The following is a 25533-nucleotide window of genomic DNA, read 5'->3' on the forward strand; positions in this document are numbered from 1 at the left end:
CGTGATCGCCCAACCCCAGCCCCGCGCGGGTTTTCCGCACCCAACCAACAACCCCAGCCCCGCGCGGGGTTGATCCAGGGGCCCACCAACCCCAGCCCGTGCGGGTTTTCCGCACCCGAGCATCAACCTCAACCCCGCGCCCCGCACCCAACCAACAACCCCAGCCCGCGCGGGGTTGATCCGGGAGCCCAGCGACCTCAGCCCGTGCGGGTTTCCCGCACCCGACCACCTACCTCAACCCCGCGCCCCGCACCCAACCAACAACCCCTACCCCGCGCGGGGTTGATCCAGGAGCCCACCAACCCCAACCCGCCCGGGTTCCCTGCACCCAAGCACCTACCTCAACCCCGCGCCCCGCATCCGCTCACCAACCCCAACCCCACACGGGGTTGATCCAGGCGTCCAGCACCCCAACCCCGTGCAGGTTCCCCAAGCCTGACCGTCAACCCCACCCCACGCGGCTCTGCATGCCCCCACCAACCCCACCCCGCGCGGTTTCCACACTGGCGCTAGCGCACCTCGATGAAGGCGTCCGGCTTGCGCGGCGGGCGCTCGCGCGGGGGAGCGGCTGCGTGGCCGACGCCGACCGCGCCCATCGGGTCCCAGGTCTCCGGCAGGTCCAGGGCCTCGCGGACCACGTCGCGGCAGAACATCGTGCTGGACACCCAGCACGAGCCCAGTCCCTCCACCGCGAGCTGCACCAGCAGGTTCTGCACGCCCGCGCCGGTCGCCACCACGAACATCTCCCGCTCGGCGCGCGAGCGGCGCTCGTCGGGGTAGTCGTGCGAGCCGTCCATCACCAGGCACGGCACCACCAGGTAGGGGGCGCGGCGCAGCACGTCGCCCCGGCGCAGCCGCTTGGTGATCGACTCCTCGGAGAAGCCGTCGCGGCGCAGGTCGGCCTCCCACGCGTCGCGCATCGCGTCCAGCAGTCCGGTCCGCGCCTCCTCCGATTCCAGCAGCACGAAGCGCCACGGCGTGGTGTGGTGCGGCGCGGGCGCGGTGATCGCGGCGGCGACGGCGCGGCGCACCGCAGCCGGGTCCACCGGCTCGCCGGTGAACTCGCGGATGGTGCGGCGCGCGTACAGCACGTCGGCCGACCCGTAGCGGAACATGTCCTCGGCCGAGGGACGCACCATCGCGCGCGCGCCCGGCCCGTCGTCGTCGGTGACCAGCGCGCCGAGTCCGCGCACGACCGCGATCGGCACGCCGTCCAGCTTGCCCTTGACCAGCTCGGCGGCCGAGGCCAGCTCGTCGGCGACGGCGGTGACGGTCGCCTCCAGCGCGTTGCCGAACGTGTCGCTGCGGCCCCGGAAGTCCTCCAGCGGGGCCATCCCGGCGACGCCGATCGCCACGTCGGTCAGCCCGTTGCGCCACGGCCGCCCGAAGGTGTCGGACACGATGACCGCGACGTTCGCGCCGGTCCGCTCGCGCAGGCGCGCGCGGATGCGGCGGGCCGAGGCGTCGGGGTCCTCCGGCAGCAGCAGCACGGTGCCGCGCTCGGTGTTGGAGGCGTCCACCCCGGCGGCGGCCATGACCAGGCCCTGCTGGGTCTCGACGATCCGTGTCTCGCCGCGCGCGTGCGCGCGACGGGCCACCACCCGCACGGTCTCGGCGTCGATGGCCTTCTCCCGGTCGTCGGCGACCAGGACGCGCCCCTCCGCCTTGCTGACGATCTTGGAGGTGACGACCAGCACGTCACCGTCCTCCAGCAGGTCGGCCGGGACGAGCGCGGCGATGTCGGCGCCCTCGGCCACCTCGGGCAGGCCGTGGACGCCGAAGACCTGCATGTTCACTGGGCGAGCTCCCGGGCCAGGTCCAGCGCGGCGGCGGCGATCGCCTCGGTCGCCTCCGGGTCGCTCATCAGCAGCGGCCGCGACCGCACCTCGACGCCCTCGACGGTGACGCCCGCGTCGGCCTCGTCCACCAGCCACCCGTCGATCAGGTCGGCGCCGTAGTGCTCGGCGACGGCCCGCGCGGAGGTCTCCACGCCGATCGCGGTCAGGCACGCGTCGGCCATGCCGCGCACCGGCGCGTCCCCGATGATCGGGGAGACGCCGACGACGGTCTTGGCCGCCACCGCCGCGCGGACGCCCGGCACCGACAGGATGGTGCCGATGCTCACCACCGGGTTGGACGGCGGGAACAACACCACGTCGGCCGCCTCGATCGCCTTCAGCACGCCGGGCGCGGGCTTGGCGTCCGGCGCGCCGATCGCGGTGATCGCCTGCGCCGGGACCGACGCCCGGAGCTTCACCCACCACTCCTGGAAGTGGATCGCGCGGCGGCCGTGCTCGGGGTCGTCGACCACCACGTGCGTCTCGACCTGGTCGTCGGTCATCGGGATCAGCCGCACGCCCGGCTTCCACCGGTCGCACAACGCCTCGGTGACCGCCGACAGCTTGTACCCGGCCTCCAGCATCTGCGTGCGCACGATGTGGGTGGCGAAGTCGCGGTCGCCCAGGCCGAACCAGGACGGGCCCACGCCGTAGGCCGCCAGCTCCTGCTTGACGGTGAACGTCTCGTCGGCGCGGCCCCAGCCCTGCTCCTCGTTGATGCCGCCGCCGAGGGTGTACATGACGGTGTCCAGATCGGGGCATACCCGGAGCCCGAACAACGAGATGTCGTCGCCGGTGTTCCCGATCACGGTGATGTCGGCCTCGGGGGCGGCCGCCTGGAGTCCGCGCAGGAAGCGGGCCCCGCCGATACCGCCCGCCAGCGCAACGATCCTCATGGGGATCAGCCTAGGCGTCCCGGCCGCACGCCCCGCACGCCGGTGGCCCTCGACAACGCGATCATTGCCTGCGGGACGCACCGGTGCCGGATGTGCAAAGCTTTGCGCAGTAATCCGATTGCCTGTAACAGCCTTTCGGGCGACGCCCGGGGCCTGGGGCACCGCCCCGGGCAGACACCGTCTGGAGATGTTGGTCGTGAACAAGGAAGCCGTCCAGCGCCTGCGCGAACCGGCCGCCTGGGTCCTGCTCGGGGCCGCGGGCCTGCAACTGCTCGCCGGTCTGATCGTGCTGCTGGCGGGCGGGGGCGAGGCCAGCAGCTTCAAGGGCCGTGCCTTCGGCGAGATCACCGGCGGCCTGTTCACGAGCGCGGTCACGGTGGCGCTGGTGGTGGGGGCGGTGGCGGTCTCGTTGTGGGGCGGCCCGCCGACCAAGCAGGCGCGCACCGTCGTCATGGGCGCGCTCGGCGTGCTCGGCGGCATCGCGCTGTTCGCGGTGGTGTGCTGGCTGAGCGCGATGCTGGTGGACTCGGTGGCGGCCGGCGCGGCCGAGAAGCTCGGCGTCTTCCTGTACGGCGCGTCCCGGCTGGCCGTGGTGGGCCTGGCGATCTGGTTCGTGCTGACGCTCTTCAAGGGGATGCAGCCGCCCCGCCCGGCCGCCCCGCAGGGGCAGATGGGCCAGGGGTACCCCGACTTCGGCTACCAGCAGGGGCAGCAGCAGTACGGCGGCCAGCAGTTCGGGCAGCCGCAGGACTTCCAGCAGGGCCAGCAGCAGCCGGGGCAGCAGTACCAGCAGTACGGCCAGCAGCCGGGTTACGGCCAGGGCGGCGAGGGCCAGCAGCAGCCCGGTTACGGCGAGGGCCAGCAGGGCTACGGCCAGCAGGTCCAGTACGGGCAGCCGGGCCAGCAGCCGCAGGACTACCAGCAGGGGCAGCACGGCCAGCAGCAGCCCGGCCAGCAGTACCAGCAGTACGGCCAGCAGCCCGGCTACGGGCAGGGCGGCGAGGGGCAGCAGCAGTCGCCGTCCGACACCGGCGAGGGCGTCGGCGAGTGGACGCGCGCCTACGGCGGCCCCGGCGGCGAGGGCGGCCAGCAGCCCGGCCACCAGCAGCCCGGACAGCCCGGCCAGCAGAGCCACCCCGGGTACGGGCAGTCCGGTTACGGGCAGCAGCCGCCGCAGGGCGAGCAGCGTCCGGACGAGGGCGGCGACTGGTATCGGGACAACCGCCCCCCGCAGTGACGTCTCCGTGAGACCCTGATTACCCCTGGTGAAGGCGCGATTATCTGATCTCCGGTCAAAGCAGATCGCGCTCATACCCCAAAAACCCCTCTTTGTCCCATCGGAAACTTGTTCCGCTTGACGGAGTGGGCGCTACACGCGTGTAATTTCGTGGGTGTAGTTCTATGCCTTCTCGGGGGACGGAGCTGGAGGGAAGGCATTGACCAGGGGGCTCCACGGGCTAGGAGGTGCGCTGTGAGCGAGGTGGTGATCCCGCTGGCGCACGGCACGGACGGCGAAGAGTTGGGCTGGCAGGAGCGTGCGCTGTGCGCGCAGACGGACCCGGAGGCGTTTTTTCCGGAGAAGGGCGGTTCGACTCGCGAGGCCAAGAAGGTGTGCCGGGCTTGCGAGGTACGGGCCGAGTGCCTGGAGTACGCGCTGCAGCACGATGAACGTTTCGGTATTTGGGGGGGTCTGTCCGAGCGGGAGCGTCGCAAGTTGAAGCGTCAGGCCGTCTGATCCCCCCGCCGCCGCCCTGAAGCGCGTCGCGCCGGCCGCCCTCCCGCGGTGTCGGCCGGGCGTGACGCGGGGCGGCGCGGGGAGGCGGTGCCGGGAGACGGCACGGAAGACGGCGTAGGGAGGCGGCACGGGCCGCGCGGCTCGGACCGCGGCTCGGGCGGCCGCCGGGAGCGCGACCCGGCAATCCGGACAACGGGGAAGTTCCGGAGATTTCGCGCAGTCGCGCGTACAGTGTCAGCCGTGCCGGCCCGCCAGGGACCGGCACGGCTGCCGTCTGTCGTCCCGAGATCGGGCGGAACCCCCCGTGCCCCCTGCCCCCGCCACCACCGACCGGCACGTCGTCACCGCGGTCCTGGTCGCCCACGACGGCGTGCGCTGGCTGCCGGAGACGCTGAAGGCGCTGCTCACCCAGTCCCGCCCCGTCCAGCGCATGGTCGCCGTGGACACCGGCAGCCGCGACCGGGGGCCGGGCGTGCTGGCCGAGGTCGTCACCTCCGGGAACCTGCTGGAGCTGCCCCGCGCCACCGGCTACGGCGACGCGATCACCGCCGCCCTGCGGCACCCCGCCGCGTCCCTGCCCGTCCCCGACGACCACCCCGGCGAGCCCCGCACCGAGTGGGTGTGGCTGCTGCACGACGACTCCGCGCCCGCCCACGACGCCCTGGAACGGCTGCTGCTGCGCGCCGCCGCGTCCGGCGCGGCCGTCCTGGGGCCCAAGCTGCGCGACTGGTACGACCGCCGCCTGCTGCTGGAGCTGGGCACGACCGTGGACCGCGCGGCCCGCCGCGTGACCGGCGTGGAGCGCGGCGAGTTCGACCAGGGCCAGCACGACGGCGTCCGCGACGTGCTGGCGGTGAGCAGCGCCGGGATGCTGGTGCGCCGCGAGGTGTGGGACCGGCTCGGCGGCTTCGACGCGTCGTTCGGGCTGTTCCGCGACGACCTGGACTTCTGCTGGCGGGCACTGGCCGCCGGGCACCGCGTGGTGGCGGTCGGCGACGCGGTGGTGCACCACGCGGAGGCGGCCCGGCGCGGTGACCGCGAGATCGGCGCGCATACCGAGAGCCCGCGTCGCACCGACCGTCGCAACGCCCTGAACGCGCTGCTGGGGAACTTGCCGTGGCCGGTGATGGTGCGGGCGCTGCTGCGCAACCTGTGGACGACGCTGACGCGCGTGTTGTACCTGCTGGCGGTCAAGCAGCCCGCGGCGGCGCGCGCTGAGCTGGGCGGGTTCGCGGACGTGGCGCTTCATCCGTTGCGGCTGCGACGGGTTCGCGTCGCACGCGCGCAGGGGAGGCGACACGTCTACCACAGCGTTCGCCGCCATATGGCGCGGCGCGTGGCGCTGCGCCGCCTGTACGAGGAACTGTCGGCGCACGTGGCCGCGCATGAGGCCGAGCGTCGCCGCGATCTGGACGAGGACCTGGAGGAGCGGCGGCACAGTGGCCGTCGTGCCCTGGCTGCGACGGCGCGCTGGTTGTCGGCGCGTCCCGGCGTGCTGCTGTTCCTGACGTTGACGGCGGTGGCCCTGGCCGCCGAACGTTCCCTGGTGTTCGCGGGAAGCCGCCTAGGTGGGGGTGCGCTGCTGCCCACCGGGGGCGGCGCTAGCGATCTGTGGGCGCAGTACTGGGCGGGCTGGCATCCGGCCGGGCTGGGCTCCGACGACGGGAGCCCGCCCTACGTCGGGGCGCTGGCGGCGGTGTCGTCGCTGCTGTTCGGCAAGCCGTGGCTGGCGGTGTCGGTGCTGCTGCTGGCGAGCGTCCCGCTGGCGGGGCTCGCGGCCTACGCGGCGGCGCGGCCGCTGGTGGCGGAGCCGTCCCGGACGCGCCGGGCCCGGAGCCGCTGCCGTGTGCCGCTGACCGCGATCCGGATGTGGTTCGCGGCGACGTACGCGCTGCTGCCCGCCGCTACCGGCGCGATCGCGGGCGGGCGGCTGGGCACGGCCGTGGTGCTGGTGCTGCTGCCGCTGGTCGGCCTCGCGGGGGCGCGCGCGTGCGGGTTGCCGCGCCGTCGCGACCGGCGCACCGAGGGGCGGGCGGCGTGGACGGCGGCGCTGCTGCTGGCGGTGGCGATGGCGTTCGTGCCGCTGGTGTGGCCGCTGGCGCTGGCGGCGGGCGCGCTGGTGGGGACGTTGTTCCGGCGGAGCCGCCGCAACCTGGCGATCATGCTGGGCGTGCCGCCGCTGCTGCTGGGGCCGTGGACGCTGGGGCTGCTGCGGCACCCGTCGCGCTTCCTGCTGGAGGCGGGGCCGCACGCCGCGATGGTCCCGCTCCCGGACGCCGCCGACCTGCTGGCCCTCAGTCCGGGCGGGCCCGGGACCCCGGCGCGCTGGGCGACCTACGGGCTGCTGCTGGCGGCGCTGTGCGCGCTGCCGTTGCGGAACCGCCGGACGATCGTGCTCGCGGGATGGTTGCTGGCGCTGTTCGGGCTGATGACGGCGGTGGCGGTGAGCGCGTTCACCGTCGTCAAGGGTGCTGACGAGGCTCCGGCGTGGCCGGGCGCGGCGCTGCTGTTCGCCGCGTGCGGATTGCTGCTGGCGGCGACGGCGGCGGTCCGGCGCGCCGCCGAATCGCTGGCCGGGACGCACCTGATCTACCAGGTGGGCGGCGCGCTGGTCGTGCTGGCGGCCCTCACCGCGCCCGGTTGCGCCGCCGTCCTGTGGATCGTCGGCGGGAGCGGGCCGCTGGCCAAGGTGTCCGAGGCCACCGTCCCCGAGTTCCTGGCCGAGCCGACCGGCCCGCGCACGCTGCTGCTGCGCAGCGGGCCTGACGGCCGCGTGCTCTACAGCGTGCTGCGCGGCGGCGAACCGCACCTGGGGGAGACCGAGACGCCGCCGGACGAGCGGGCGCGCCGCCGCATGGACGACCTGGTCGCGGGACTGGCCGGGGGACGCGCGGGCGACGAGGGCCAGGCGCTGACGAGGATGGGCGTGCAGTACGTGCTGGTGGCGCGCCCGGCCGAGGAACGGCTGACGACGGTGCTGGACGCCGCGCCGGAGTTGACCCGGTTCAGCCGCACCGAGACGTTCGGCACCTGGCGCTTCCAGCAACCGGCCGGACGCCTGACGCTGCTGGGCGGCGCGGAACCCGAACCCCTTGCTGTGGACAGCGTGACAGCCCGGATCCGCATCCCGTCCGCTGCAAGCCTCCGGACCCTGCTGCTGGCTGAATCGGCGGACGACGGCTGGCACGCGACCTTGAACGGGCGCGAGCTGGAACCCCGTCCGGCCGACGGCTGGGCGGCGTCCTACGAGATCCCGGCCTCGGGCGGGGACTTCGCCCTGAAGAGAGACCAGCGGTTGCGCCACACCTGGGTGACGGTGCAGGGAGCGGCCGTCCTCTTGGTGATCATCCTGGCGTTGCCCGGAGCGCAGCCGGACCGGTTCACCACCTCGAACGGCCGCCGCCGGGCACGCGCGGCGGCGGGCTCGCTACGCCGCCGCATCACACCCCGACACGGCCCCGGGGCCGTCTCCACCAAGCCCGCCGAACCCGCCGGGCCCGCTGGGGCCGCTGGGAGGGCTGCTGATCCCGCCGGGCCTGCCAGGAATGCCGGGGCCGCGGAACGCGCCGGAGTTGCTGGGGCTGCGGGACTTACCAGGAATGCCGGGCCCGCCGGGGCTGTCGAGCCTGCTGGGGCTGCCGAGGCCGCAGGGCCTGGCGGGACTGCGGGGACTACCGAGACCGCTGAGGAGTCGGTCGGGGAGTGGTCGTGATCGCGAAGGTTCTGGAGCGCGTCATGCGGCTGACGGCCTACCGCTACGCCGTGGCTGCGCTCGTCCTGCTGGCCTTGGCGGCGCTGTACGGGGCCGCCGCGTTGTCACGGCCCGACGGTCCGGCCCGTGCCGCCACGGGCGTGCGAACGTCCGTCACGGCGGCGCTGGTGGCCTGTCCGGGTGGTGAGGGGCTGCGCCTGAGCACCCTCGCCCCGCCGTCTGCCGCCAAATCCGCCGTTCCCGGCAAAGGCGAGGTCGTCCCGACGCGCGGCGGCACTCCGCTCGGCACGCCCGCCGCACCCGGCACCGTCTGGTCCAAGGACCTCGCCAAGACCCGCGACTCGTTCGCCGTCCGCGCCTACGGCCACCTCGCGGCGGGCCTGGAAGTCGAGCAGACCACACACTGGCCCTCCGGCGGCGACCGGGGCCTGGCCGGGGTGCGCTGCGCCGCCCCCAACGCCGACCAGTGGTTCACCGGTCCCGGCCCCGACGCTGCCGAGCGCCTCGACCTGTACCTGACCAACCTGGAGGCCCAGCCCGCCTCCGTCGACGTCACCGCCCTGTCAGGTGAAGGCCCCCTGGACACGACGGACGGTCGCGGCACCCTCGTCGAGCCCTACAGCACCCGGATCGTCCGCATCGGCAAGCAGCCGGAGGGGCTGGGCGACATCGTGGCCGCCGCCCGCGAGATCGCCATCCGGGTGCGCTCGACGTCAGGCCGGGTGGCCGCGTCCCTGCGGGTCCGCTCGGCGGCCAAGGCGGGCATCGACTGGCTGCCGCCCGCGCCCGCCCCCGCCACCGCGCTGGTGCTGCCGGGCGTGCCGGGCGGAGCGGGCCAGCGGCAGTTGCTGGTCGCGGTCCCCGGCGGCGACGACGCGCAGGTCCGCATCCGCGCGATCACGGCGCGCGGCGCGTTCACCCCGCAGGGCCAGGACGTGCTGGACGCCCCGGCCGGGACGGTCACCGCCGTCCCGCTGGAGAGCACCCTGGCGGGCAAGGCCGCCGCCGTCCGGATCACCTCCGACCGGCCCATCGTGGCCGGGTTCACTGCGCAGAGCGGCGCGGACGTCGCCTACGGAACGGCCACCGAGCCCTTGGGCGAGGTAGGCGGCGTCGTCGCCGACAACCGTTTTGAGTCGTGGCTGACCCTGACCGCGCCCGACCGCGCCGCGACCGTCCGCGTCACCCCGGTCGGCCCGGACGGGCCCGGCGCCGTCCAGGAGATCCGGGTTCCGGCCGGGCGGACGGCCGAGGCCCGGCTCGCGGGCCCGCCCGGCGCGCCGTCGTTCGGCGCGCTGATCGCGCTGGGGCCCGGATCCGGGCCGGTCCACGCGGCCCGCACTCTCGCCACGGGCAAGGGCGGCGAGCGGTCGTTCACGGTGCTGCCGATCGTGCCCGCGCCCGTCGCGCAGCGGATGCCGCCGGTGGGGGACTCGCCCCGCTCGCTGGTCCCCTGACCCCCGGCACGGGCGTGCGCCCCGGCCTGGGCAGGCCGGGGCGCACGCTCCGCGTGGCACGCGGGGACCGTCAGGGACGGCTCACTTGCACTTGTTGTCCTTCACGATCTTGTAGATCGAGAAGCGGCCGGTGGAGAACTTCTTGTTCCCCTTGGTGCCGCCGTTGGTGTTCAGGCACTTCCAGTTGTACACGTAGCCGCCCGGGCCCTTCTTGGCGCGGGCCCACACGGTGGCGGGGATGCGCTTGCCCTTGGTGCAGTGGTTGTTGAAGTAGACCTTGGTGGAGACGCTCCCCTTCTGCCAGCTGAAGTTGACCCGCTTGTTGCCGCCCTTGCCGGGGCCGCACTTGACGCTGGCGGTCGCGGTCGCGTGGAGGTCGGAGGCGGCGACCGTCGCGGCCTTGGCGGGCGCGGCGGGCGCGGCCGGGGCGGCGTGGGCGCTCGGCGCGGACAGCGCGGTCAGGGCGATGCCGGTCGCGGCCGTGGCGCCGAGGAGCTTGATGGTGCGCATGGGATTCCTTCCGGTGGGGCGGGGCGGTCTGACGTCGGGGGCGCGCTGCGAGGGGGCCGCGCCGCCGACGTTGGAAATGTTCGCGAAAACCGTGGTGCCGGAACAGAGAGCAGGGGGCCAATCGGGCGGGCCGCGTTAGTGCCCGGGCACCGGCCTCAGACGGCGGGCACCTTGATGGTCTGCGGCTTTCCGCAGGCGGTGCCCGCGCACACGCGAACGACGATCTTGTGCATGGCGCGCGAGGTCGCCGGATAGCCGAAGCTGCGGTCGAGCTTTTTGTCGATGGGCAGGACGACGGTCCGGACCGCCCCGTTCTTGAGGTGGTAGGCGACCTTGAACGTGGCGCGCTTGTTCGTCCGCTCGACGGCCTTGACCTTGCCGTGCACGGAGTCGCGGGTGAAGGTGAACTTGCCCTGGGCGCTCACGGCGGGCTGGCGCACCGCCGCGCAGTTGGTCACGGTCGGCACGCACACGTTGAAGGACCTGGAGACGGCGGTGGGCGAGGCGGCGTGGGCGGCGGTGCCGAGCGCGCCCGCGCCGAGGGCGACGGTCAGGCCGCCGACGGCGGCGGTCCGGCGCAGGGCGGCGGTCGTGCTGACGGTCATCGTGGTTCCTTTCGGTGAACCGGCGGAAGCGGGGCGGGGGATCAGGCGGAGGTGCCCGACAGGGCGTTGTGGAGCAGCAGCAGCGGGCCCGCGCCGCCGCTCGTCGAGCGCCAGGTCGCGCCGTGGTCGTTGGAGTAGCGGTGCTTCCAACCGCTACCGGTGCCCTTGTTCTTGATCACCGAGTGCTCCAGGCCCTGGCCCGCGGCGTAGATCACCTTGTGCCGGGCGCGCATGCCGGTGGCCGAGCCGCTGGTGATGGTGTCGTCGTCGCTGGCGCCGACCAGCGTCCAGTCGGTGCCTCCCGCGCCCTGCGGGTCCTGCCCGGCCCACTTCAGGAAGCCGCTGTTCGGCCGCACGTCGCTGCACTGCTTCCAGCCGCGCAGCGCCACGCAGCTGGTGCCCCAGCTCGTCCCGGTGTGCGGGGTGCTGTAGGTGACGACGTCGCGGATGAGCAGGCGGTCCGGCCAGTCCTTGTTCTTGCCGTACCGGCGGACGCCCTCGACGGCGGCCCGCACCACCAGGCCGCCCATCGAGTGGGCGACGACGTCCACGGGCTTGCCGGACTTGCCGTAGTGGTCGTTGATGTCCCAGGCCAGCCGCCGGCCGAGCTCCTGGAGCCGGGTGTTCAGGTCGCCGTTGAACTTGCGGGTGCAGCGGGTGTCCTTGGCGTAGTAGCCCCAGGTCACCATGGGGCCCTTCCAGCCCTTGGCGCGCAGCGCGGCGATGGCGGACTTCCAGGTGCTGTCGCAGTTGATCTGGGCGTTGCCGGGGCGGGAGCGGTTCCAGTCGATGCCGTGCACGAAGTAGACGGGGTTGGTTCCGGCGGCGCGGGCGGCGAAGGCGTCGGGGACGGACGCGACGGCGGCGGGCGCGGCGGGCGTGGTGGCGGCGGTAGCGGCGGCCTGGCCGACGACCGGCGCGGCCACGGTGGACAGCGTGGCGGCGACGGCGGCGGCGCGGACCGGGACCCGGCGGTTCACCGCGGCATCGGGGTGATGGAAGGCGTGCGGAGGGCGGAGTCGGGCATACCGGTGACCCTTCGAGGCGGCGGAGGCCGCCATCACCGTGATCGCGGCCAACGGAAACCCTGGCGGTACAGGGCCGCCACCGGAATCCCCCGCCGGTTCTATTCGCGGCGGGGCGGATTAGTGCCGTGGCACTAGCAGGAATCCGGGCGCGGTCGGACGCGCACCAGATTCCGGAAAAGGGTCACCCTCGAAGGGCGCGGAAAAAAGGAAGGAAAACGCGGGGCGGGGCGCTACTCGTCGGGGGAGTCGTAGCTGGGGTCGACCGACTCGGGCGGCAGGTCGAGCAGGTCGGCGACCTCCTCCACCAGCAGGTCGCGCACCAGCCGGACCGTCTCGGCGTCGCCGTCGGCGCGGGCCTCGACCGGGCGGCGGTAGACCACGATGCGCGCCCGGACGTCGGCGTGCTCGCCCTCGTCGCCGGGCAGCGTCATGCCGAGCGGGGCGGGGCCGGTGAAGTCCGGTTCGAGGTCGGGGACCTCCGCGACGACGAACTCGACTCCGGCCAGCTCACGGCCCCAACGGCGGCCGAGCCGGCGCACCTCGTCCTCGACGAGATCGTCGAACCGCTCCGCCCTGGTGCGGGAGATCGGCGCCTGCGGGGGCGTCAGGGGGCCACGGAGGCCGCGGCCGTGCCGGTCGCGGCGCCGTACGCCCGCCACACGGGATCGCACGTGTCCCAGCCTACCGCCGCGCCCCCCTGATCAGCCCCGGCCGATGCCGGACGGCCTCGGCGCACCCCTCCGGCGGCCCCCGCCGCGAGCCGCCCGCCGGCCCGCCCAGACGCGTTTCGCCGCCGAACCGACCGCGTCCGGGAATTGAGCCGACATTCGCCGTTCACGATTATGGCAAATGTCGCTCGAAGCGATTCCCGGGAATGCCCGGCAACAGGAAGGCGTACATCGATGCGTAACAGTAAAGTGGCCAAAATGGCCGTCGTGGCGGTCGCCGTGGGCGGCGGGTTCGCCGTCGCCGGTCCGGCCGCGATGGCCGCCGCCGACACCGGGACCGTCGCCAAGGCCGCCACGGCCAAGGCCGCGCCGACCTACTCGGCCACGGGCTGGTCGGGCAAGCGGAACTTCGACAGCGGCTACCACCCGCAGTGCCGCGGCTACTACAAGGTGCTCAAGCCGTACAAGACCGGCAAGTACATCAAGACCAGCCAGACGTTCCACTGCAACTCCGGCGGCTGGGGCCGGAAGATCAACGTCCGCCTCGACCTCCAGCAGTACCGGGGCCTCGGCCTGTGGCGCAACAAGGCGACCGCCAAGCACAGCGACGGCAACGCCTCGCACGCCTACACCAAGACGGTGACCGCCTCCTGGAAGTGCTCCGGCGGCAGCCAGCTCTACCGCCCGAAGGCGATCCTCCAGGCGTACTCGGTGCTCCGCGGCAGCCAGACGGCGAACCTGTACCGCAGCAGCGAGCAGGCCCGCATCCGCTGCTGACGCCCTTCCCGCTCCAGTTCCACACCCGCCCGCCGGCTCCGCGGACCCGACCGCGGGGTCGGCGGCCCCCACGACCCCGCCCGACGAGGGAGCACCCGATGGCCCGTCACCGCGTCCTGCTCGGCCTGGTGCCCGCCGTGCTGATCGCCTGCGGCTCGGCCGGCTGGTGGTACCACGCCGACGCGCAGGCCGACGAGCGGAGCCACGCCGACGCCAAGCGCCGCTACATCGCGGCGGTGGACGCCGTCTGCGCCGACGCGGGCCAAAAGCACGAGGAGCCGACCTCCGAAGGGGCGGCGGCCGAGGTCGCCGAGCTGCGGCGCGCCGCCCGGCTGATGACCGACGCCATGGGCCGGATCGAGGCCGTGCAGCCGCCGTCCGCCGACGCCGGGCGGTTGCGGCGCGAGTTCGTCGCGCCGGGACGGCAGATGGCCGGGCGGCTGACCGGCCTGGCCGACCGCGCCGAGACCGCGCTGCGCGCGGGCGACGAGACGGCCGCCGCCAAGGCCGTCGAGGAGTCGCTCGCCTCCTACCGCCCCGAAGAGACGATGCGCGAGTTCGCCGAACGCTACGGCTTCCAAGCCTGCGCAGGCGGCTGACGGCCGGACGGCGTGCTCACGCCGTCGCCGTGCCCAGATCTCCCGTGCCCTCCGGGATCAGCCGCAGGCCGTAGCCGCGCACCGACTCGATGCGCGCCCCCACGCCCGCGCCCGCCAGCTTGCGTCGCAGCCGCCTGAGCGCGCTGTGCACCACCGTCGGCTCGATCCGGTGCGCGCCGCCCCACGCCGCCTCCGCGATCTCCTTGAAGGAGTACGCGCGGCCGGGCGCGCCCGCCAGGCAGCTCAGGATCGAGACCTCCTGCTGGCTGAGGTCCAGCGGCCGTCCGCACCACAACACCCGGCGCTCGCCGGGCCGGATCTCCAGCCGTCCCACCCGGACGCGGTCCCCGTCCCCGGGGCCGCCGTCCCCAGGATCAGGCGAGCCCTCCCTCTCCCGGGCCATCCAGTGCGCGGCGTGCTCGACCGCCCGCACCACCACCACGGCGGAGTCGAACCGCAGCAGCTCGTTGATCGACTCGATGTCGGCCAGGTTCTCGGCCACGACGATCACGTAGCCGACCTTGGCGGTGGGTGACGATCGGCGCAGGGTCTCTGTCATCTCGTCCTCCGGGAGGGGCCTCGGGCGCCGCCGCCCCCGGCGGCTCGGTCGTCGCCCCCGCGACCAGGCACAGACTGCCGCCGCGCGCCGCCGCCGGGACAGGTGCCACGGGACCAATCGCGCCACCGCCCACTGGTGCCTGAGGGCCGGTGGCCGCGCCCGCCCGGTGACCCATGGTGATCTTGCCGGGGCTTCGCGCGCCGACGGCGCAGGTCAGCGACAACGCGCCGGTGGGGGCCGGGGAAACGGGGGATTCTAGCGGGATGAACAAGGTTAAAGTTGCGCGTATGGCCTCCTGAGGCAGATTTTGGTTTAAGTGTCAAGAAGGGTCGCTCGCGTTGGAACCCGCATCGTCGAACGCGGCCTGGCACGGCGAGGACACGATCCCGGCCGCCGCCGCTCGCGCCGCGGGTGAGCGCCACTGGAGCGCCCCCGCGACCGCCGCCCGCGACGGCCGGAACCGCGACCGCGTCTCGGTGGCCGCCGCCGTGGCGCTCGGCCTCGGGCTCCTGCTCGGCGGCGGCGGCTGGGCCTACGCCACCCGCGACGCCCACTGCGACGGGCGCACCCAGTGGCTGACCGTGACCGCCGACCCGGCCGTCGTCCCGGCCGTCCTCGCCGTCGCCGACCGCTACAACGACGCCCAGCGCGCCGACGGCCGGTGCGCGGTGGTGAAGGTCGTGGCGGGCGACTCCGCCGAGACGGTCACGGTGCTGCGCCAGGGCCGGGCGGTCCCCGACGTCTGGATCCCCGACTCCTCCTTCTGGGCCGGGGCCGCCGGGGCCGACCGCGCCGCGCCGTCGGTCGCCTCCTCGCCATTGGTGTTCGCGCTGCCGCAGGCGACCGCCCAGCGCTACCGCTCCACGCTGGAGCAACGCGCCTGGGCGGGCTTCGGCCCCGCCCATCAGGACGCCGACCGGTTCCGCCTGTGGATCTCCGACCCCGCCCAGACGGGCGCCGGAAGCCTGGCGCTCCAGGCGTTGTGGCGCTCGGCCGCCGGGCCGAAGCGGTTCGCCGGCACGCTGCACTCGGTGGAGCCGCTGCCCGCCGACCGCCCGCTGGAGCGCGCGTTCGGCGGCGACGACGACGCCGACGGGCGGCCGGAGGTCGCCGCCGTCCCCGAGCAGCAGGTCTGGCGGCAGAACCGGGACGCCCGCGACCCCGCCGCCCGGCTCGCCGTCGTGCACCCGGCGCAGAGCACGCCCGCCCTGGACTTCCCCTACGTCGGTGTCGCCCGCGACGCGGGTCGCCGCCGGGTCGCCGCGGACTTCCTGACCGCGCTGCGAGACCGACGCACCGCCGCCGACCTGCACCGCGTCGGCCTGCGCCGCCCGGTCAAGCCGGACGCGCCGCCACCGGCCGGCCCCGGCCTGCCCGCCGTGCGGGCCGTCGACGCCCAGTTCGCCCGCCCCGCCCCGCCGGTGCTGCCGGTCGCGGACGAGCGGGTCGCCCGGCAGGTCCAGGAGTACTGGCGGCGGATCAAGCAGGGCGTCAACGCGCTGGCGCTGATCGACCAGACCGGCCCGGCGCGCGGACCGCGGCTGGATCTGATGCGCGCCACCCTCGCCCAGGGCTCCTCGCTGATGCTGGACGACACCGAGTTCGGGCTCTGGACGCTCGGCGAGCGCCCCGGCGACCGGCCCCGCGTCCTGGCGCCGATGCGCCCGCTGGCCGCGCTCCGCCCGAGCGGCCACACCCAGCGCCTGGAGATCCAGGACGCGCTGCGGAAGGTCAAGGCCCGGCCGGGCCCCGGAACCGGCCTGTACGGCGCGATCACGGCCGCCTACCGGGTGGCGAGCCGCCGCTACGACGAGGGCGACCTCAACGTGGTGATCGTCCTCACCGCCGGCGGGGACGGCGGCGGCGCGCGCGGCGACCTCGACCGCACCCGCAAGGAGCTGGCCGCCTCGTTCGACCCGCGCCGCCCGGTGAGCGTGGTCGTGCTGAGCGTCGGCGCGGCCGTCCCGCCCGACCTGCGCGCCCTCGCCGCGAGCACCGACGGCGGCGCGTTCACGCTGCGCGACCGCAGCCAGGTGGTGCAGCTGCTGCGCGACTCCGACGCCTGGCGCGCCTGCGACGACCCCCGATGCCCCGACTGACCGGTACCGGCGGCCCGGCCGGGCACGCCGCGGACACGCGCCTGGCGGTGACCTTCCGCCTGCTCCTGCTGCTGCGCGGCCTGCTGGCGGCGATGGCGCTGGCGCTGATGCCGGGCCCGAGGATCGATCCGGCGCTGCTGGCCGCCGTCGCGCTGCTGGGCGTCGAGACGGCGCTGGCGGCGGCGCTGTGGCGGCGCGTCCTGCCCGTCCTGCTGCGCCATCCGGCGCTGGTCTGCCTGGACGCGGTGCTGGTGTTCGCCGTCGTGGTGCAGGGCGGGGTGTTCGGCCCGGTCTTCCTGTTCACGGTCATGACGTCCGCCCTGGCCGGGGTGCTGTACGCGTGGGGGCCGGTGCTGGCGGTCTGCATGGTGCAGATCGCGCTGTGCTACCTGGCGATGCCCGGGACCGTCCCCAGCGGGCACGAGGGTCCCGGCCTGCTGATGGGCCTGCCGGTCTTCTACCCGTTCGCGGCCTGCGCCGGGGTCGTGCTGCGCCGCCTGTTCGACCAGTACGCCGAGGCCGAGGAGGCGCGGCGGACCGCCGAGAGCGCGCTCGCCGCCGCCGAGGAGCGCGCCCGGCTGGCCCGCGAGATGCACGACTCGCTCGCCAAGACGCTGGAGGGCGTCGCGCTGTCGGCGAGCGTGCTGCCGGTCCGCATCCGGAACGCCCCCGAACGCGCCGAGCGCGACGCCGCCGCCATCATCGCGGCGCTGGCGGCGGCCCGCCGGGAGGCCCGCGGCCTGATCGCCGACCTGCGCGAGGAGGCGTTCCTGCTGCCGCTGGGGGAGGGGGTGCGGCGGTTGTGCGCGCAGTGGAGCGCGAGCGACGGCGTGCCCGTCGAGCTGCGGATCCCCGACTGCGGGCACGAGGCGCGGCCCGAACCCCCGCCGCTGGTCAGGTACGAGATCATCGCGGTGCTGAAGGAGGCGCTGGTCAACGTGGGACGGCATGCCGGGGCCCGGTCGGTGGAGGTGACGCTGCGCCCCTTCCCGAACGGCGTCGAGCTGGTGGTGCGCGACGACGGCAAGGGCTTCGAGCCGCCCGACGGGGGCCGCTTCGACCTGCTGTCCCGCGCGGGCCACTACGGGCTGCTGGGCATGGCCGAGCGGGCGCGCCGCGTCGGCGGCCGGTTCCGCGTCGACTCCTCGCCCGGCGGCGGCGCCGCCGTCCGGATGGCCGTCCCGTACGCCCGCCCGCTGCCCGGCTCCGAGAGCGACGCGGAGGCGGCCCGATGAGCGCGCGGCCCGGCCTGCGGGTGCTGGTGGTGGACGACAACCCCGTCGTCCGGGCGGGCCTGGTCGCCCTGCTGGAGGCCGGGGGCCTGACGGTGGCGGGCGAGGCCGTGGACGGCCGGCACGCGGTGGAGCAGGCGCGGCTGCTGCGGCCCGACCTCGTGCTGCTGGACGTGCGGATGCCGGAGATGGACGGCGTGGCGGCGGCCGGTCCGCTCAGCGAGCTGGCCAAGGTGCTGATGTTGTCCTACGACACCGACGCCGAGGTCATCGGCGCGGCCGTCCGCAACGGCGCGGCGGGCTACCTGGTGCACGGCACGTTCGGCGTGGCGGAGTTGATCGCCGCCGTCCACGACACGGTCGAAGGGCGCGCCAGCCCGCTGTCCCCGGCCGCGAGCGTGGCGGTGGTGGAGGCGCTGCGCGGCGCCGGGCCCGCCGGGCGGGCCCCGGAGCACCCCGCCGGGCCCTCGCGCGACCGCTGGGGCCTGTCGCGGCGCGAGGCCGAGGTGATGGACCTCATCGCCCGGGGCCGCGCCAACGGGGAGATCGCGGCCATGCTGGTGTTGTCGGAGTTCACCGTGAAGAACCACGTGAACCGGATCTTCACCAAGCTCGGCGTGCGCACCCGGGGCGCCGCCATCGCCTCCTGGCTGGGCACCGCGGCCCCGCCGGACGGCGCCGGTGACGGATAGTGATCGTTAGCTGCGTGAATGTGATCGTTGCCGGGGAAATTGACCGGTAACGGCGACACGTGCAGCGGGGTGGTGGCGGAGGCGGCGGCGGGGAGGTACGGTCGGCCATCGTGAGCCCCGTCCGCATCTGCTCCCGCACCGCCTGCAAGGCGTCCGCAGTGTTCACGCTCACGTACGTCTACCGCGACTCCACCGCTGTTCTGGGGCCTCTCGCCACGTACGCCGAGCCACACTGCTACGACCTGTGCGCGGAGCATTCCGAGCGGCTCACCGCCCCCATGGGGTGGGAACTGGTCCGCCTCCCCGTCGAGACCGAGTCCGAGCCGAGCGCCGACGACCTGGAGGCGCTCGCCGACGCGGTCCGCGAGGCCGCCCGCCCCGCGCCCGACGGCCGCACCGAGCCGGTCGGCCAGGGCACCGAGGTCGGCCGCCGCGGCCACCTGCGCGTGCTGCGCTCCGAGCCCGCCGCCACCAAGCCCGCCCAGGAGTAGTCCGCTCGGCTCCCATGCCCGGTCCGTCCACCCCGGGCGGCGGGCGCGTCCGGCCCCGGTAGGCTCGGGGCCCGCAGACGTTGGGCGAGCAGACAGGGGAGCACGGGAGTGGGCGACCTCGCCAAGATCTTCAAGGCGTACGACATCCGCGGCGTGGTGCCGCAGGAGTTGGACGCCGCGACCGCCGAGGCGGTCGGGGCCGCCTTCGTGCGGGTGACCGGGGCGTCCGCCGTCGTCACCGCCCACGACATGCGCGAGTCGTCCGGCCCGCTGGCCGCCGCGTTCGCCCGCGGGGCCACCGCGCAGGGCGCGGACGTGATCGAGGCCGGGCTCGGCTCCACCGACCTGCTCTACTACGCCAGCGGCGTGCTGGAGCTGCCCGGCGTGATGTTCACCGCCAGCCACAACCCCGCCAAGTACAACGGGATGAAGCTCTGCCGCGCCGGGGCCCGCCCCATCGGCCGCGACACCGGCCTCACCGAGATCCGCGACCTGGTCGAGCAGGGCGTGCCCGCCCACGACGGCGAGCCGGGCACGGTGTCGCAACGTGACCTGCTCAAGGGCTACGCCGACCACCTCAAGACGCTGGTGGACCTGTCGGGCATCCGGCCGCTGAAGGTCGTGGTGGACGCGGGCAACGGCATGGGCGGCCACACCGTCCCCACCACGTTCGAGGGCCTGCCCATCGACCTGGTGCCGCTGTACTTCGAGCTGGACGGCACCTTCCCCAACCACGAGGCCAACCCCATCGAGCCGGAGAACCTGCGCGACCTCCAGGCCAAGGTGCGCGAGACCGGCGCCGACATCGGCCTGGCCTTCGACGGCGACGCCGACCGCTGCTTCGTGGTGGACGAGCGCGGCGAGATCGTGTCCCCGTCGACGATCACCGCGCTGGTGGCGGCCCGGGAGCTGGCCAAGCACCCCGGCGCGCCGATCGTGCACAACCTGATCACCTCCAAGGCCGTGCCGGAGATCATCGCCGAGCACGGCGGCGTCCCGGTGCGCACCCGCGTGGGCCACTCGTTCATCAAGCAGACGATGGCCGAGAGCGGCGCGGTGTTCGGCGGCGAGCACTCGGCGCACTTCTACTTCCGCGACTTCTGGTTCGCCGACTCGGGCATGCTGGCCGCGCTGCACGTGCTGGCGGCGCTCGGCGAGCAGCAGGACCGGCCGCTGTCGGAGCTGCTGGCCGGGTACGCCCGCTACGCCGCCTCCGGCGAGATCAACAGCGAGGTGCACGACCAGGCGGCGGCCGCCGAGCGGGTCCGGTCGGCCTTCGCGGACCGGCCGGGCGTTACGATCGACGAACTTGACGGCCTGACCGTCGATGGCGGCGACTGGTGGTTCAACCTGCGGCCGTCCAACACCGAACCGCTGCTGCGCCTCAACGCGGAGGCCGCCGACGAGCCCGCCATGGCCGCCGTCCGCGACGAGGTCCTGGCGATCGTGAGGGAGAAGTGACGGTGAAACTCGACTCCTGGCTGCTGGAGATCCTGGCCTGCCCCAACTGCGGCGGCGACCTGCGGCCCGCCGACGACGCCGACGAGCTGGCGTGCGTCGGCACCTGCCACTACGTCTACGCGGTGCGCGACGACATCCCGGTGCTGCTGGTGGACGAGGCTCGGGCCCCGGCCCCGTGAGCGGCGTGGTCGAGGCGGACGTGCTGGACGACGCGTCCGCGATCGAGGCCGCCGATCCCGGCGGCATGTTGCGCCAGGTCGCCTCGTCGGCCGCGCAGATCCGCGAGGCGGTGCGCACCGCCCGGGAGGCCGGCGTCGCGGCGCTGGCCGCCGACGGGCGGCCACGCGCGGTCGTGGTGGCGGGCATGGGCGGCTCGGCGATCTCCGGCGACGTGCTGGCGGCGGTGTGCGGCGCGGGCTGCCCCGTGCCGGTCGTGACCGTGCGCGGCTACCTGCTGCCCGGCTGGGTCGGCGCGGCCGACCTGGTGATCGCGGTGTCCTGCTCGGGTGGCACCGAGGAGACCCTGGCGGTGGCGGCCGAGGCCGCGCGCCGGGGCTGCCGCCTGCTGCTGGTGGGCGGCGCGGACTCGCCGCTGGCCGACCTGGCGGCGCGCAGCCGCGCGTTGTTCGTGCCGGTGCGGTCGGTGGGGCAGCCGCGCGCGACGTTGTGGGGCCTGACGGTCCCGCTGATCATGGCGGCCCGCGAGCTGGGCCTCAACGACGTCACCGACGAGGTGCTGGAGGCGACGGCCGCGCGGCTGGAGGACGTGGCCAACCGGTGCCGTCCCGACAGCGAGGCGTTCGTCAACCCGGCCAAGCGCGTGGCGCTGGACCTGGCCGGGGACGTGCCGATGGTGTGGGGCTCCTCGCCGCTGGCGGGCACGGCCGCGTACCGGTTCTGCTGCCAGCTCAACGAGAACGCCAAGTACCCGGGGGTGTTCGGGGAACTGCCGGAGGCCAACCACAACCAGGTGATGGCGTTCGACGGCTTCTTCGCCGAGCAGCGCAAGGGCGACCCCGACGACTTCTTCCGGGACCGCGCCGACGACGCCGAGCACGGGTTGCACCTGCTCGTGCTGCGCGACACCGAGGAGCACCCGCAGGCGCGCAAGCGCCGCGAGGCGTCGGTCGAGCTGGCGCGGGGACGGGGCGTCGCGGTCACCGAGATCGCCGCCGAGGGCGATCATCCGCTGGAGAGAATCGCGACATTGATCGCGCTGGCGGACTACGTGACGGTTTACTTGGCTATCGCGCTGGGTGTCGACCCCACGCCCGTATCGGCCATCCAAGAGCTCAAAGCGAGGATTGCGTAGATGAGTGCAGAAGGCGGGACCAAGGCGATCGTCGCCGCGCTGGCCGCCAACCTCGGCATCGCCACCGCCAAGTTCGTCGCGTTCGGGTTCACCGGCTCGTCGTCGATGCTGGCGGAAGGCATCCACTCGGTCGCCGACTCCGGCAACCAGGGCCTGCTGCTGCTGGGCCGCAAGCGGTCCGCGCGCAGCCGCACGCCCAAGCACCCCTTCGGCTACGGCCGGGAGCGCTACTTCTACGCGTTCGTGGTCGCGGTGGTGCTGTTCACCATCGGCGCGCTGTTCTCGCTGTACGAGGGCTACCACAAGATCCACGAGGCGACCGAGCACCCGGACGCCACCATGGACTCGCCCGCCTGGGCGTTCGGCGTGCTGATCGTGGCGATCGTGCTGGAGTCGTTCTCCTTCCGCACCGCGATCAAGGAGTCCAACCTGATCCGGGGCGACAAGTCCTGGTGGCAGTTCATCCGCCGCGCCAAGGCCCCCGAGCTGCCGGTGGTGCTGCTGGAGGACCTCGGCGCGCTGGTCGGCCTGATCCTGGCGCTGGGCGGCGTCACGCTGGCCGTGGTGACCGGCGACCTGGTCTGGGACGGCGTCGGCACCGTCTGCATCGGCGTGCTGCTGGCCGCCATCGCGATCATCCTGGCGATCGAGACCAAGAGCCTGCTGATCGGCGAGGGCGCCGACCCCGAGCAGGAGGAGCGCATCATCGCCGCGCTGGAGTCGGTGGACGAGGTCGACCACGTCATCCACATCCGGACCGAGTACGTGGGCCCGGAGGAGCTGCTGATCGCCGCCAAGATCGCCGTCTACCACGACGACACCGCCGCCGAGGTGGCCCGCGGCATCGACGCGGCCGAGGCGCGGATCCGGGCCCAGTTCCCGGAGGCGACGCTGATCTACCTGGAGCCGGCCCTGGACGAGGCCGACCGCCGCAACCCCCAGCCGGCAACCCCCACGACCCTGGACACCCCCACCACCCCGGACACCTCCACGACGCCCTGACCGGCCCTGTCACCTTTTAAGCCGGGTGTCCGCCGTATCCCGAGAACGGCGGACACCCGGCTTTGTCATGTGTCACTCTGTGATCCGCCGGATACGGAGTGGAGGCATTTCATGGTGGCCGAACCCGCTTACGCGTTGGATGATGCCCTTATGGAGTCCGACGACGAACTGCGTGCGCTCGCCGACCGGCTGCTCGAAACCCACCGGGTCGAGTACGTCGAAGAGGGAGTGCTGCTGGTCATGACACCCGCCGGGTTCACGCACCGACAGATCGTCGGAGAGATCGTGTCGGACTTCAACTACGCGTCGGCGCTGGGCAGGACCGAGCTGCGCTGGGGGTTGAACTCGGAGAACTTCCAGTGGGAGTTTCCGGACGAGACCCGGCGCTTCTGCATTCCCGACCTGACGGTCGTCCATCCGGACGCGGCGCGCGACCCGGAGCGGGAGCAGGAGGGCGTCGTGCTGATCGTCGAGATCACCTCACCGCGCTCTCCCAACACCGTGTTCAACGACCGCGAGGTCAAGCCGGTGCACTACGCCAAGGGCAACGTGCCCTTCTACCTGTTGGTGGACCAGGAGCTCCAGCGCTGGACCCTCTACGGGCTGGCCGAGGGATGGCCGCGCTACCAGATCGTCAGCGCCGGGCCCTACGGCGAGGAGATCCTTCTTCCTCCGCCGTTCGACTTCCCGCTCCCGACCGACCAGTGGCCCCCGTACAAGCCGTGACCGGGTCTGTCGCCTTTGAAGGCCGGGTGTCCGCCCAGCGTGAGAGTGGCGGACATCCGGCGAGGGCAAATGCCGTCCCTGGATCACGAACGGAAACCGAGGGCGGGTGCCCGACCCGAGGCGGTGGGACGATGCCGAAGGCGAGCCCGCCGCATCGGATCGCGAAGCGATTGGCACCCGCAAAGTCATGATCAAGGGGTGAGCCCCCAGGCGAACCCCTTGGGTCAGGACTTCAATAAGTAGGCGATCCCCTCGCCGGCCGGCCGGTGTGGTGCCGGTCGACCCCAGCCCAGGACATGACCGGTCAGGTCGGCCGTCCGGCGAGGGCGCCTCTTCCCATTGCTCCCCGTCCGGCCCCTGATTCCGGACGGTTCTGGCGTGACCGCGGCAGCTCCGCCGAACCCCCTAAGCCGGCGGCGCCGCCGCGTTGGTCACGGTTATGACACTACGCGGGCCCGGATCACCTGCACGTCCCCCCAAAGGAGGGAAAAGGGGTCGTCCCTGAGGGGGATACGGCCCTGAGGCATAGCCCCCCGCGGTGAGGTGACGGGCCGGGGTCAGCGCGCACTATGGAGGGGTGACCAGGAACGACCGCGCAGACGCCGCCCCGCCCGCCGCGCCGACCGCCTTCGGCCCCGCCCTCGCCCACCACGCCTGGCGGCTTTCGGGCCGCATCGTGGCGGGCGTCGGCCAGCTGTTGTTGTGGGTCCTGACCGGCGTCGGGGCGCTGCTGCGCCCGCTCGGCCGCAAGATCGCCGCCAGGTTCGACCGGCGGCCCGCGCCCGGCGACACCCAGGCCACGCCGCTGCCCCGCTGGATGAGCGTGTGGGGCGAGGTCGCCGGGACGTGGTGGTTCGCGCCCCTCACCGGGTTCGCGCTGACGATCGCCGCCGTCGCCGAGCTGGCCCCGCGCGTGGCGACGCCGCTCGGCGTGGCCGGGGCGTTCGCCGTCGCCTGCACGTTGCCGCTGGTGTGGCGGCGCGAGTACCTGCGGCCCGTCGCGGCGGTGGCGCTGGGCGCGTTCGCGGCGGGCCTGCTCACCGGGCAGCCGCTGCTGGTCACCACCACCTTCGCCGCGCTCTACACGCTGTACGCGCTGGGCCGCGAGCTGCCCCGCCAGTCGGCCGGGGTGCTGGCGGTCGGCGGCGTCGTCACCGTCGCGGTCGTCTACCTGGCGACCTCCACGCTGGACGAGGTGCCCTGGCCCGCCGCCGTCGTCGCGGTGCTGGCCGCCATCGGCCTCGGCGACGCGGGCCGGGCCGTCGAGAGCGCGGGCCGCACCGAGGCCGCCGCGCAGGAGCGCAACAACGCGACCCTCACCCGGCTGACGGCCGTGCAGCGCGAGCAGGCCGTGATGCGCGAGCGGGCCCGCATCGCGCGCGAGCTGCACGACGTCGTCGCGCACTCGGTCTCCATGATCGCGGTGCAGGCCGAGACCGCGCCCTACACCATGGACGGCCTGTCCCCGCAGGCCCGCGAGGGCTACACCGAGATCGCCAAGACGGCCCGCGAGGCGCTGGTGGAGATGCGGCGGCTGCTCAGCGTGCTGCGCGCCGACGCCCGCCCCGAGCCCGACTCGGCCCCGCAGCCCCGGCTGGACCGGCTGCCCGAGCTGATCGAGCAGCACCGGGGCGCGGGCGGCCGGGTGGACCTGGCGGTCCAGGGCGACCCGCGCGCGCTGTCCACGACGGTGGAGCTGTCGGCGTACCGGATCGTCCAGGAGGCGCTGACCAACGCGCGGCGGCACGCGCCCGGCTCGGAGGTGCGGGTGGAGCTGACCTACCTGCCCGACCGGCTGGCGGTGCGGGTGGTCGACGACGGGTCGGCGCGGGAGACGATGGTGCTGAACCGCGAGCGCCCCCACTCCCGTACCGCCGTACTGGACCCCTCCCTGGATCCCACGGGCACCGTCCCCGACCCCACCGGGCACACCCGCGTGCAGCCCGCGTCCGATCCGTCCGGTGGCGGCCACGGTCTCGTGGGCATGCGGGAACGTGCGACCATGCTGGGCGGACGGTTCTCCGCCGGCCCGGCGAACCAGGGCGGGTTCCTGGTGGAGGCCGAACTGCCGCTGTCCAGGGAGGAGAACCCGTCTCGTGATCCCGGTTCGCAGGGACCGCCCCGCCGCTGACCC

23 protein-coding genes are annotated in these 25533 nt (G+C 74.1%); 16 read left to right on the top strand and 7 right to left on the bottom strand.

Annotated elements, in window-relative coordinates; translation table 11 throughout:
- Positions 1-509 precede the first annotated feature (509 nt).
- Complete coding sequence (locus AH6_RS30755) at positions 510-1790, bottom strand: coenzyme F420-0:L-glutamate ligase (RefSeq protein WP_067487167.1); 1281 nt, start codon at positions 1788-1790, stop codon at positions 510-512.
- Between the two features lie 2 nt (positions 1791-1792).
- Complete coding sequence (cofD, locus tag AH6_RS30760; RefSeq protein WP_067487036.1) at positions 1793-2734, bottom strand: 2-phospho-L-lactate transferase; 942 nt, start codon at positions 2732-2734, stop codon at positions 1793-1795.
- A gap of 187 nt (positions 2735-2921) precedes the next feature.
- Here cofD and AH6_RS45085 point away from each other — a divergent pair, with 187 nt between their 5' ends.
- The 4 genes from AH6_RS45085 (at position 2922) to AH6_RS30780 (ending at position 9638) form a co-directional block, all read left to right on the top strand.
- Positions 2922-3971, top strand: coding sequence for a hypothetical protein (locus AH6_RS45085; protein WP_067487039.1), 1050 nt, complete (start codon positions 2922-2924; stop codon positions 3969-3971).
- Between the two features lie 234 nt (positions 3972-4205).
- Positions 4206-4469 (top strand): WhiB family transcriptional regulator, encoded by a 264-nt coding sequence (locus tag AH6_RS30770; RefSeq protein WP_067487041.1) that lies wholly within the window; start codon positions 4206-4208, stop codon positions 4467-4469.
- A 304-nt stretch (positions 4470-4773) separates the two neighbouring features.
- Positions 4774-8181, top strand: a complete 3408-nt coding sequence (locus tag AH6_RS46790) for a glycosyltransferase family 2 protein (protein WP_067487044.1) — start codon at positions 4774-4776, stop codon at positions 8179-8181.
- The gene (locus AH6_RS30780) at positions 8178-9638 is read left to right on the top strand and encodes a DUF5719 family protein (RefSeq protein WP_157431826.1); all 1461 of its coding nucleotides are present in this window, start codon (positions 8178-8180) and stop codon (positions 9636-9638) included. The genes AH6_RS46790 and AH6_RS30780 overlap by 4 nt, the downstream gene beginning before the upstream one ends.
- An 81-nt stretch (positions 9639-9719) precedes the next feature.
- Here AH6_RS30780 and AH6_RS30785 read toward each other — a convergent pair whose 3' ends face one another.
- From AH6_RS30785 to AH6_RS30800, 4 genes are all read right to left on the bottom strand, one after another.
- Complete coding sequence (locus AH6_RS30785) at positions 9720-10148, bottom strand: hypothetical protein (protein ID WP_067487049.1); 429 nt, start codon at positions 10146-10148, stop codon at positions 9720-9722.
- Positions 10149-10303: 155 nt separating this feature from the next.
- Positions 10304-10753, bottom strand: a complete 450-nt coding sequence (locus tag AH6_RS30790) for a hypothetical protein (RefSeq protein ID WP_067487053.1) — start codon at positions 10751-10753, stop codon at positions 10304-10306.
- Positions 10754-10794: 41 nt separating this feature from the next.
- Entirely contained in the window at positions 10795-11733 is a 939-nt protein-coding gene (locus tag AH6_RS30795; protein WP_067487056.1) for an esterase/lipase family protein, read from the bottom strand.
- A gap of 278 nt (positions 11734-12011) precedes the next feature.
- Positions 12012-12452, bottom strand: a complete 441-nt coding sequence (locus AH6_RS30800) for a metallopeptidase family protein (RefSeq protein WP_245679536.1) — start codon at positions 12450-12452, stop codon at positions 12012-12014.
- Positions 12453-12683: 231 nt separating this feature from the next.
- Here AH6_RS30800 and AH6_RS30805 point away from each other — a divergent pair, with 231 nt between their 5' ends.
- Both AH6_RS30805 and AH6_RS30810 read left to right on the top strand, forming a co-directional pair.
- On the top strand, positions 12684-13226 hold the full coding sequence (locus AH6_RS30805; RefSeq protein WP_169807945.1) for a hypothetical protein: 543 nt from the start codon (positions 12684-12686) through the stop codon (positions 13224-13226).
- A gap of 98 nt (positions 13227-13324) precedes the next feature.
- Positions 13325-13825, top strand: a complete 501-nt coding sequence (locus AH6_RS30810) for a hypothetical protein (RefSeq protein WP_067487064.1) — start codon at positions 13325-13327, stop codon at positions 13823-13825.
- A 16-nt stretch (positions 13826-13841) separates the two neighbouring features.
- On the opposite strand, the gene AH6_RS30815 is transcribed toward AH6_RS30810, so the two are convergent.
- A complete protein-coding gene (locus tag AH6_RS30815) occupies positions 13842-14384 on the bottom strand; it encodes a winged helix-turn-helix domain-containing protein (protein WP_067487067.1) in 543 nt (180 codons plus the stop codon).
- Positions 14385-14722: 338 nt separating this feature from the next.
- Here AH6_RS30815 and AH6_RS30820 point away from each other — a divergent pair, with 338 nt between their 5' ends.
- The 10 genes from AH6_RS30820 to AH6_RS30865 all read left to right on the top strand — a co-directional run bounded on the left by AH6_RS30820 (position 14723) and on the right by AH6_RS30865 (position 25530).
- Positions 14723-16483, top strand: coding sequence for a substrate-binding domain-containing protein (locus tag AH6_RS30820; protein WP_067487070.1), 1761 nt, complete (start codon positions 14723-14725; stop codon positions 16481-16483).
- On the top strand, positions 16471-17718 hold the full coding sequence (locus AH6_RS30825; protein ID WP_067487073.1) for a sensor histidine kinase: 1248 nt from the start codon (positions 16471-16473) through the stop codon (positions 17716-17718). Before AH6_RS30820 ends, AH6_RS30825 begins: the two co-directional genes overlap by 13 nt.
- Positions 17715-18407: a response regulator gene (locus tag AH6_RS30830; RefSeq protein ID WP_067487076.1), complete on the top strand. Its 693-nt coding sequence runs from the start codon at positions 17715-17717 to the stop codon at positions 18405-18407. The genes AH6_RS30825 and AH6_RS30830 overlap by 4 nt, the downstream gene beginning before the upstream one ends.
- A 110-nt stretch (positions 18408-18517) precedes the next feature.
- The gene (locus tag AH6_RS30835) at positions 18518-18898 is read left to right on the top strand and encodes a DUF3499 domain-containing protein (RefSeq protein WP_067487078.1); all 381 of its coding nucleotides are present in this window, start codon (positions 18518-18520) and stop codon (positions 18896-18898) included.
- 108 nt (positions 18899-19006) lie between these two features.
- The gene (locus AH6_RS30840) at positions 19007-20359 is read left to right on the top strand and encodes a phosphomannomutase/phosphoglucomutase (RefSeq protein ID WP_067487079.1); all 1353 of its coding nucleotides are present in this window, start codon (positions 19007-19009) and stop codon (positions 20357-20359) included.
- Positions 20356-20538, top strand: coding sequence for a Trm112 family protein (locus AH6_RS30845; protein ID WP_067487081.1), 183 nt, complete (start codon positions 20356-20358; stop codon positions 20536-20538). The genes AH6_RS30840 and AH6_RS30845 overlap by 4 nt, the downstream gene beginning before the upstream one ends.
- Before the next feature lie 5 nt (positions 20539-20543).
- A complete protein-coding gene (locus AH6_RS30850) occupies positions 20544-21671 on the top strand; it encodes a bifunctional phosphoglucose/phosphomannose isomerase (RefSeq protein ID WP_307190404.1) in 1128 nt (375 codons plus the stop codon).
- On the top strand, positions 21672-22673 hold the full coding sequence (locus AH6_RS30855) for a cation diffusion facilitator family transporter (protein WP_067487090.1): 1002 nt from the start codon (positions 21672-21674) through the stop codon (positions 22671-22673).
- A gap of 150 nt (positions 22674-22823) precedes the next feature.
- Positions 22824-23399 (top strand): Uma2 family endonuclease, encoded by a 576-nt coding sequence (locus AH6_RS30860; RefSeq protein WP_067487093.1) that lies wholly within the window; start codon positions 22824-22826, stop codon positions 23397-23399.
- 577 nt (positions 23400-23976) lie between these two features.
- Positions 23977-25530, top strand: coding sequence for a sensor histidine kinase (locus tag AH6_RS30865; protein WP_067487096.1), 1554 nt, complete (start codon positions 23977-23979; stop codon positions 25528-25530).
- Positions 25531-25533: the final 3 nt, after the last annotated feature.

Source organism: Actinomadura hibisca NBRC 15177, from assembly GCF_001552635.1.
In the GTDB taxonomy this organism is placed as follows: domain Bacteria; phylum Actinomycetota; class Actinomycetes; order Streptosporangiales; family Streptosporangiaceae; genus Spirillospora; species Spirillospora hibisca.

What these genes read in the sequence shown, in the direction of transcription:
- AH6_RS30810 (WP_067487064.1), top strand. Translation starts at nt 13,325, where the DNA reads ATGGCCCGTCACCGCGTCCTGCTCGGCCTGGTGCCCGCCGTGCTGATC.
- AH6_RS30790 (WP_067487053.1), bottom strand. Translation starts at nt 10,753, where the DNA reads ATGACCGTCAGCACGACCGCCGCCCTGCGCCGGACCGCCGCCGTCGGC.
- AH6_RS30825 (WP_067487073.1), top strand. Translation starts at nt 16,471, where the DNA reads ATGCCCCGACTGACCGGTACCGGCGGCCCGGCCGGGCACGCCGCGGAC.
- AH6_RS30860 (WP_067487093.1), top strand. Translation starts at nt 22,824, where the DNA reads ATGGAGTCCGACGACGAACTGCGTGCGCTCGCCGACCGGCTGCTCGAA.
- AH6_RS30785 (WP_067487049.1), bottom strand. Translation starts at nt 10,148, where the DNA reads ATGCGCACCATCAAGCTCCTCGGCGCCACGGCCGCGACCGGCATCGCC.
- AH6_RS30830 (WP_067487076.1), top strand. Translation starts at nt 17,715, where the DNA reads ATGAGCGCGCGGCCCGGCCTGCGGGTGCTGGTGGTGGACGACAACCCC.
- AH6_RS45085 (WP_067487039.1), top strand. Translation starts at nt 2,922, where the DNA reads ATGTTGGTCGTGAACAAGGAAGCCGTCCAGCGCCTGCGCGAACCGGCC.
- AH6_RS30815 (WP_067487067.1), bottom strand. Translation starts at nt 14,384, where the DNA reads ATGACAGAGACCCTGCGCCGATCGTCACCCACCGCCAAGGTCGGCTAC.
- AH6_RS30755 (WP_067487167.1), bottom strand. Translation starts at nt 1,790, where the DNA reads ATGCAGGTCTTCGGCGTCCACGGCCTGCCCGAGGTGGCCGAGGGCGCC.
- AH6_RS30855 (WP_067487090.1), top strand. Translation starts at nt 21,672, where the DNA reads ATGAGTGCAGAAGGCGGGACCAAGGCGATCGTCGCCGCGCTGGCCGCC.
- AH6_RS30805 (WP_169807945.1), top strand. Translation starts at nt 12,684, where the DNA reads ATGCGTAACAGTAAAGTGGCCAAAATGGCCGTCGTGGCGGTCGCCGTG.
- cofD (WP_067487036.1), bottom strand. Translation starts at nt 2,734, where the DNA reads ATGAGGATCGTTGCGCTGGCGGGCGGTATCGGCGGGGCCCGCTTCCTG.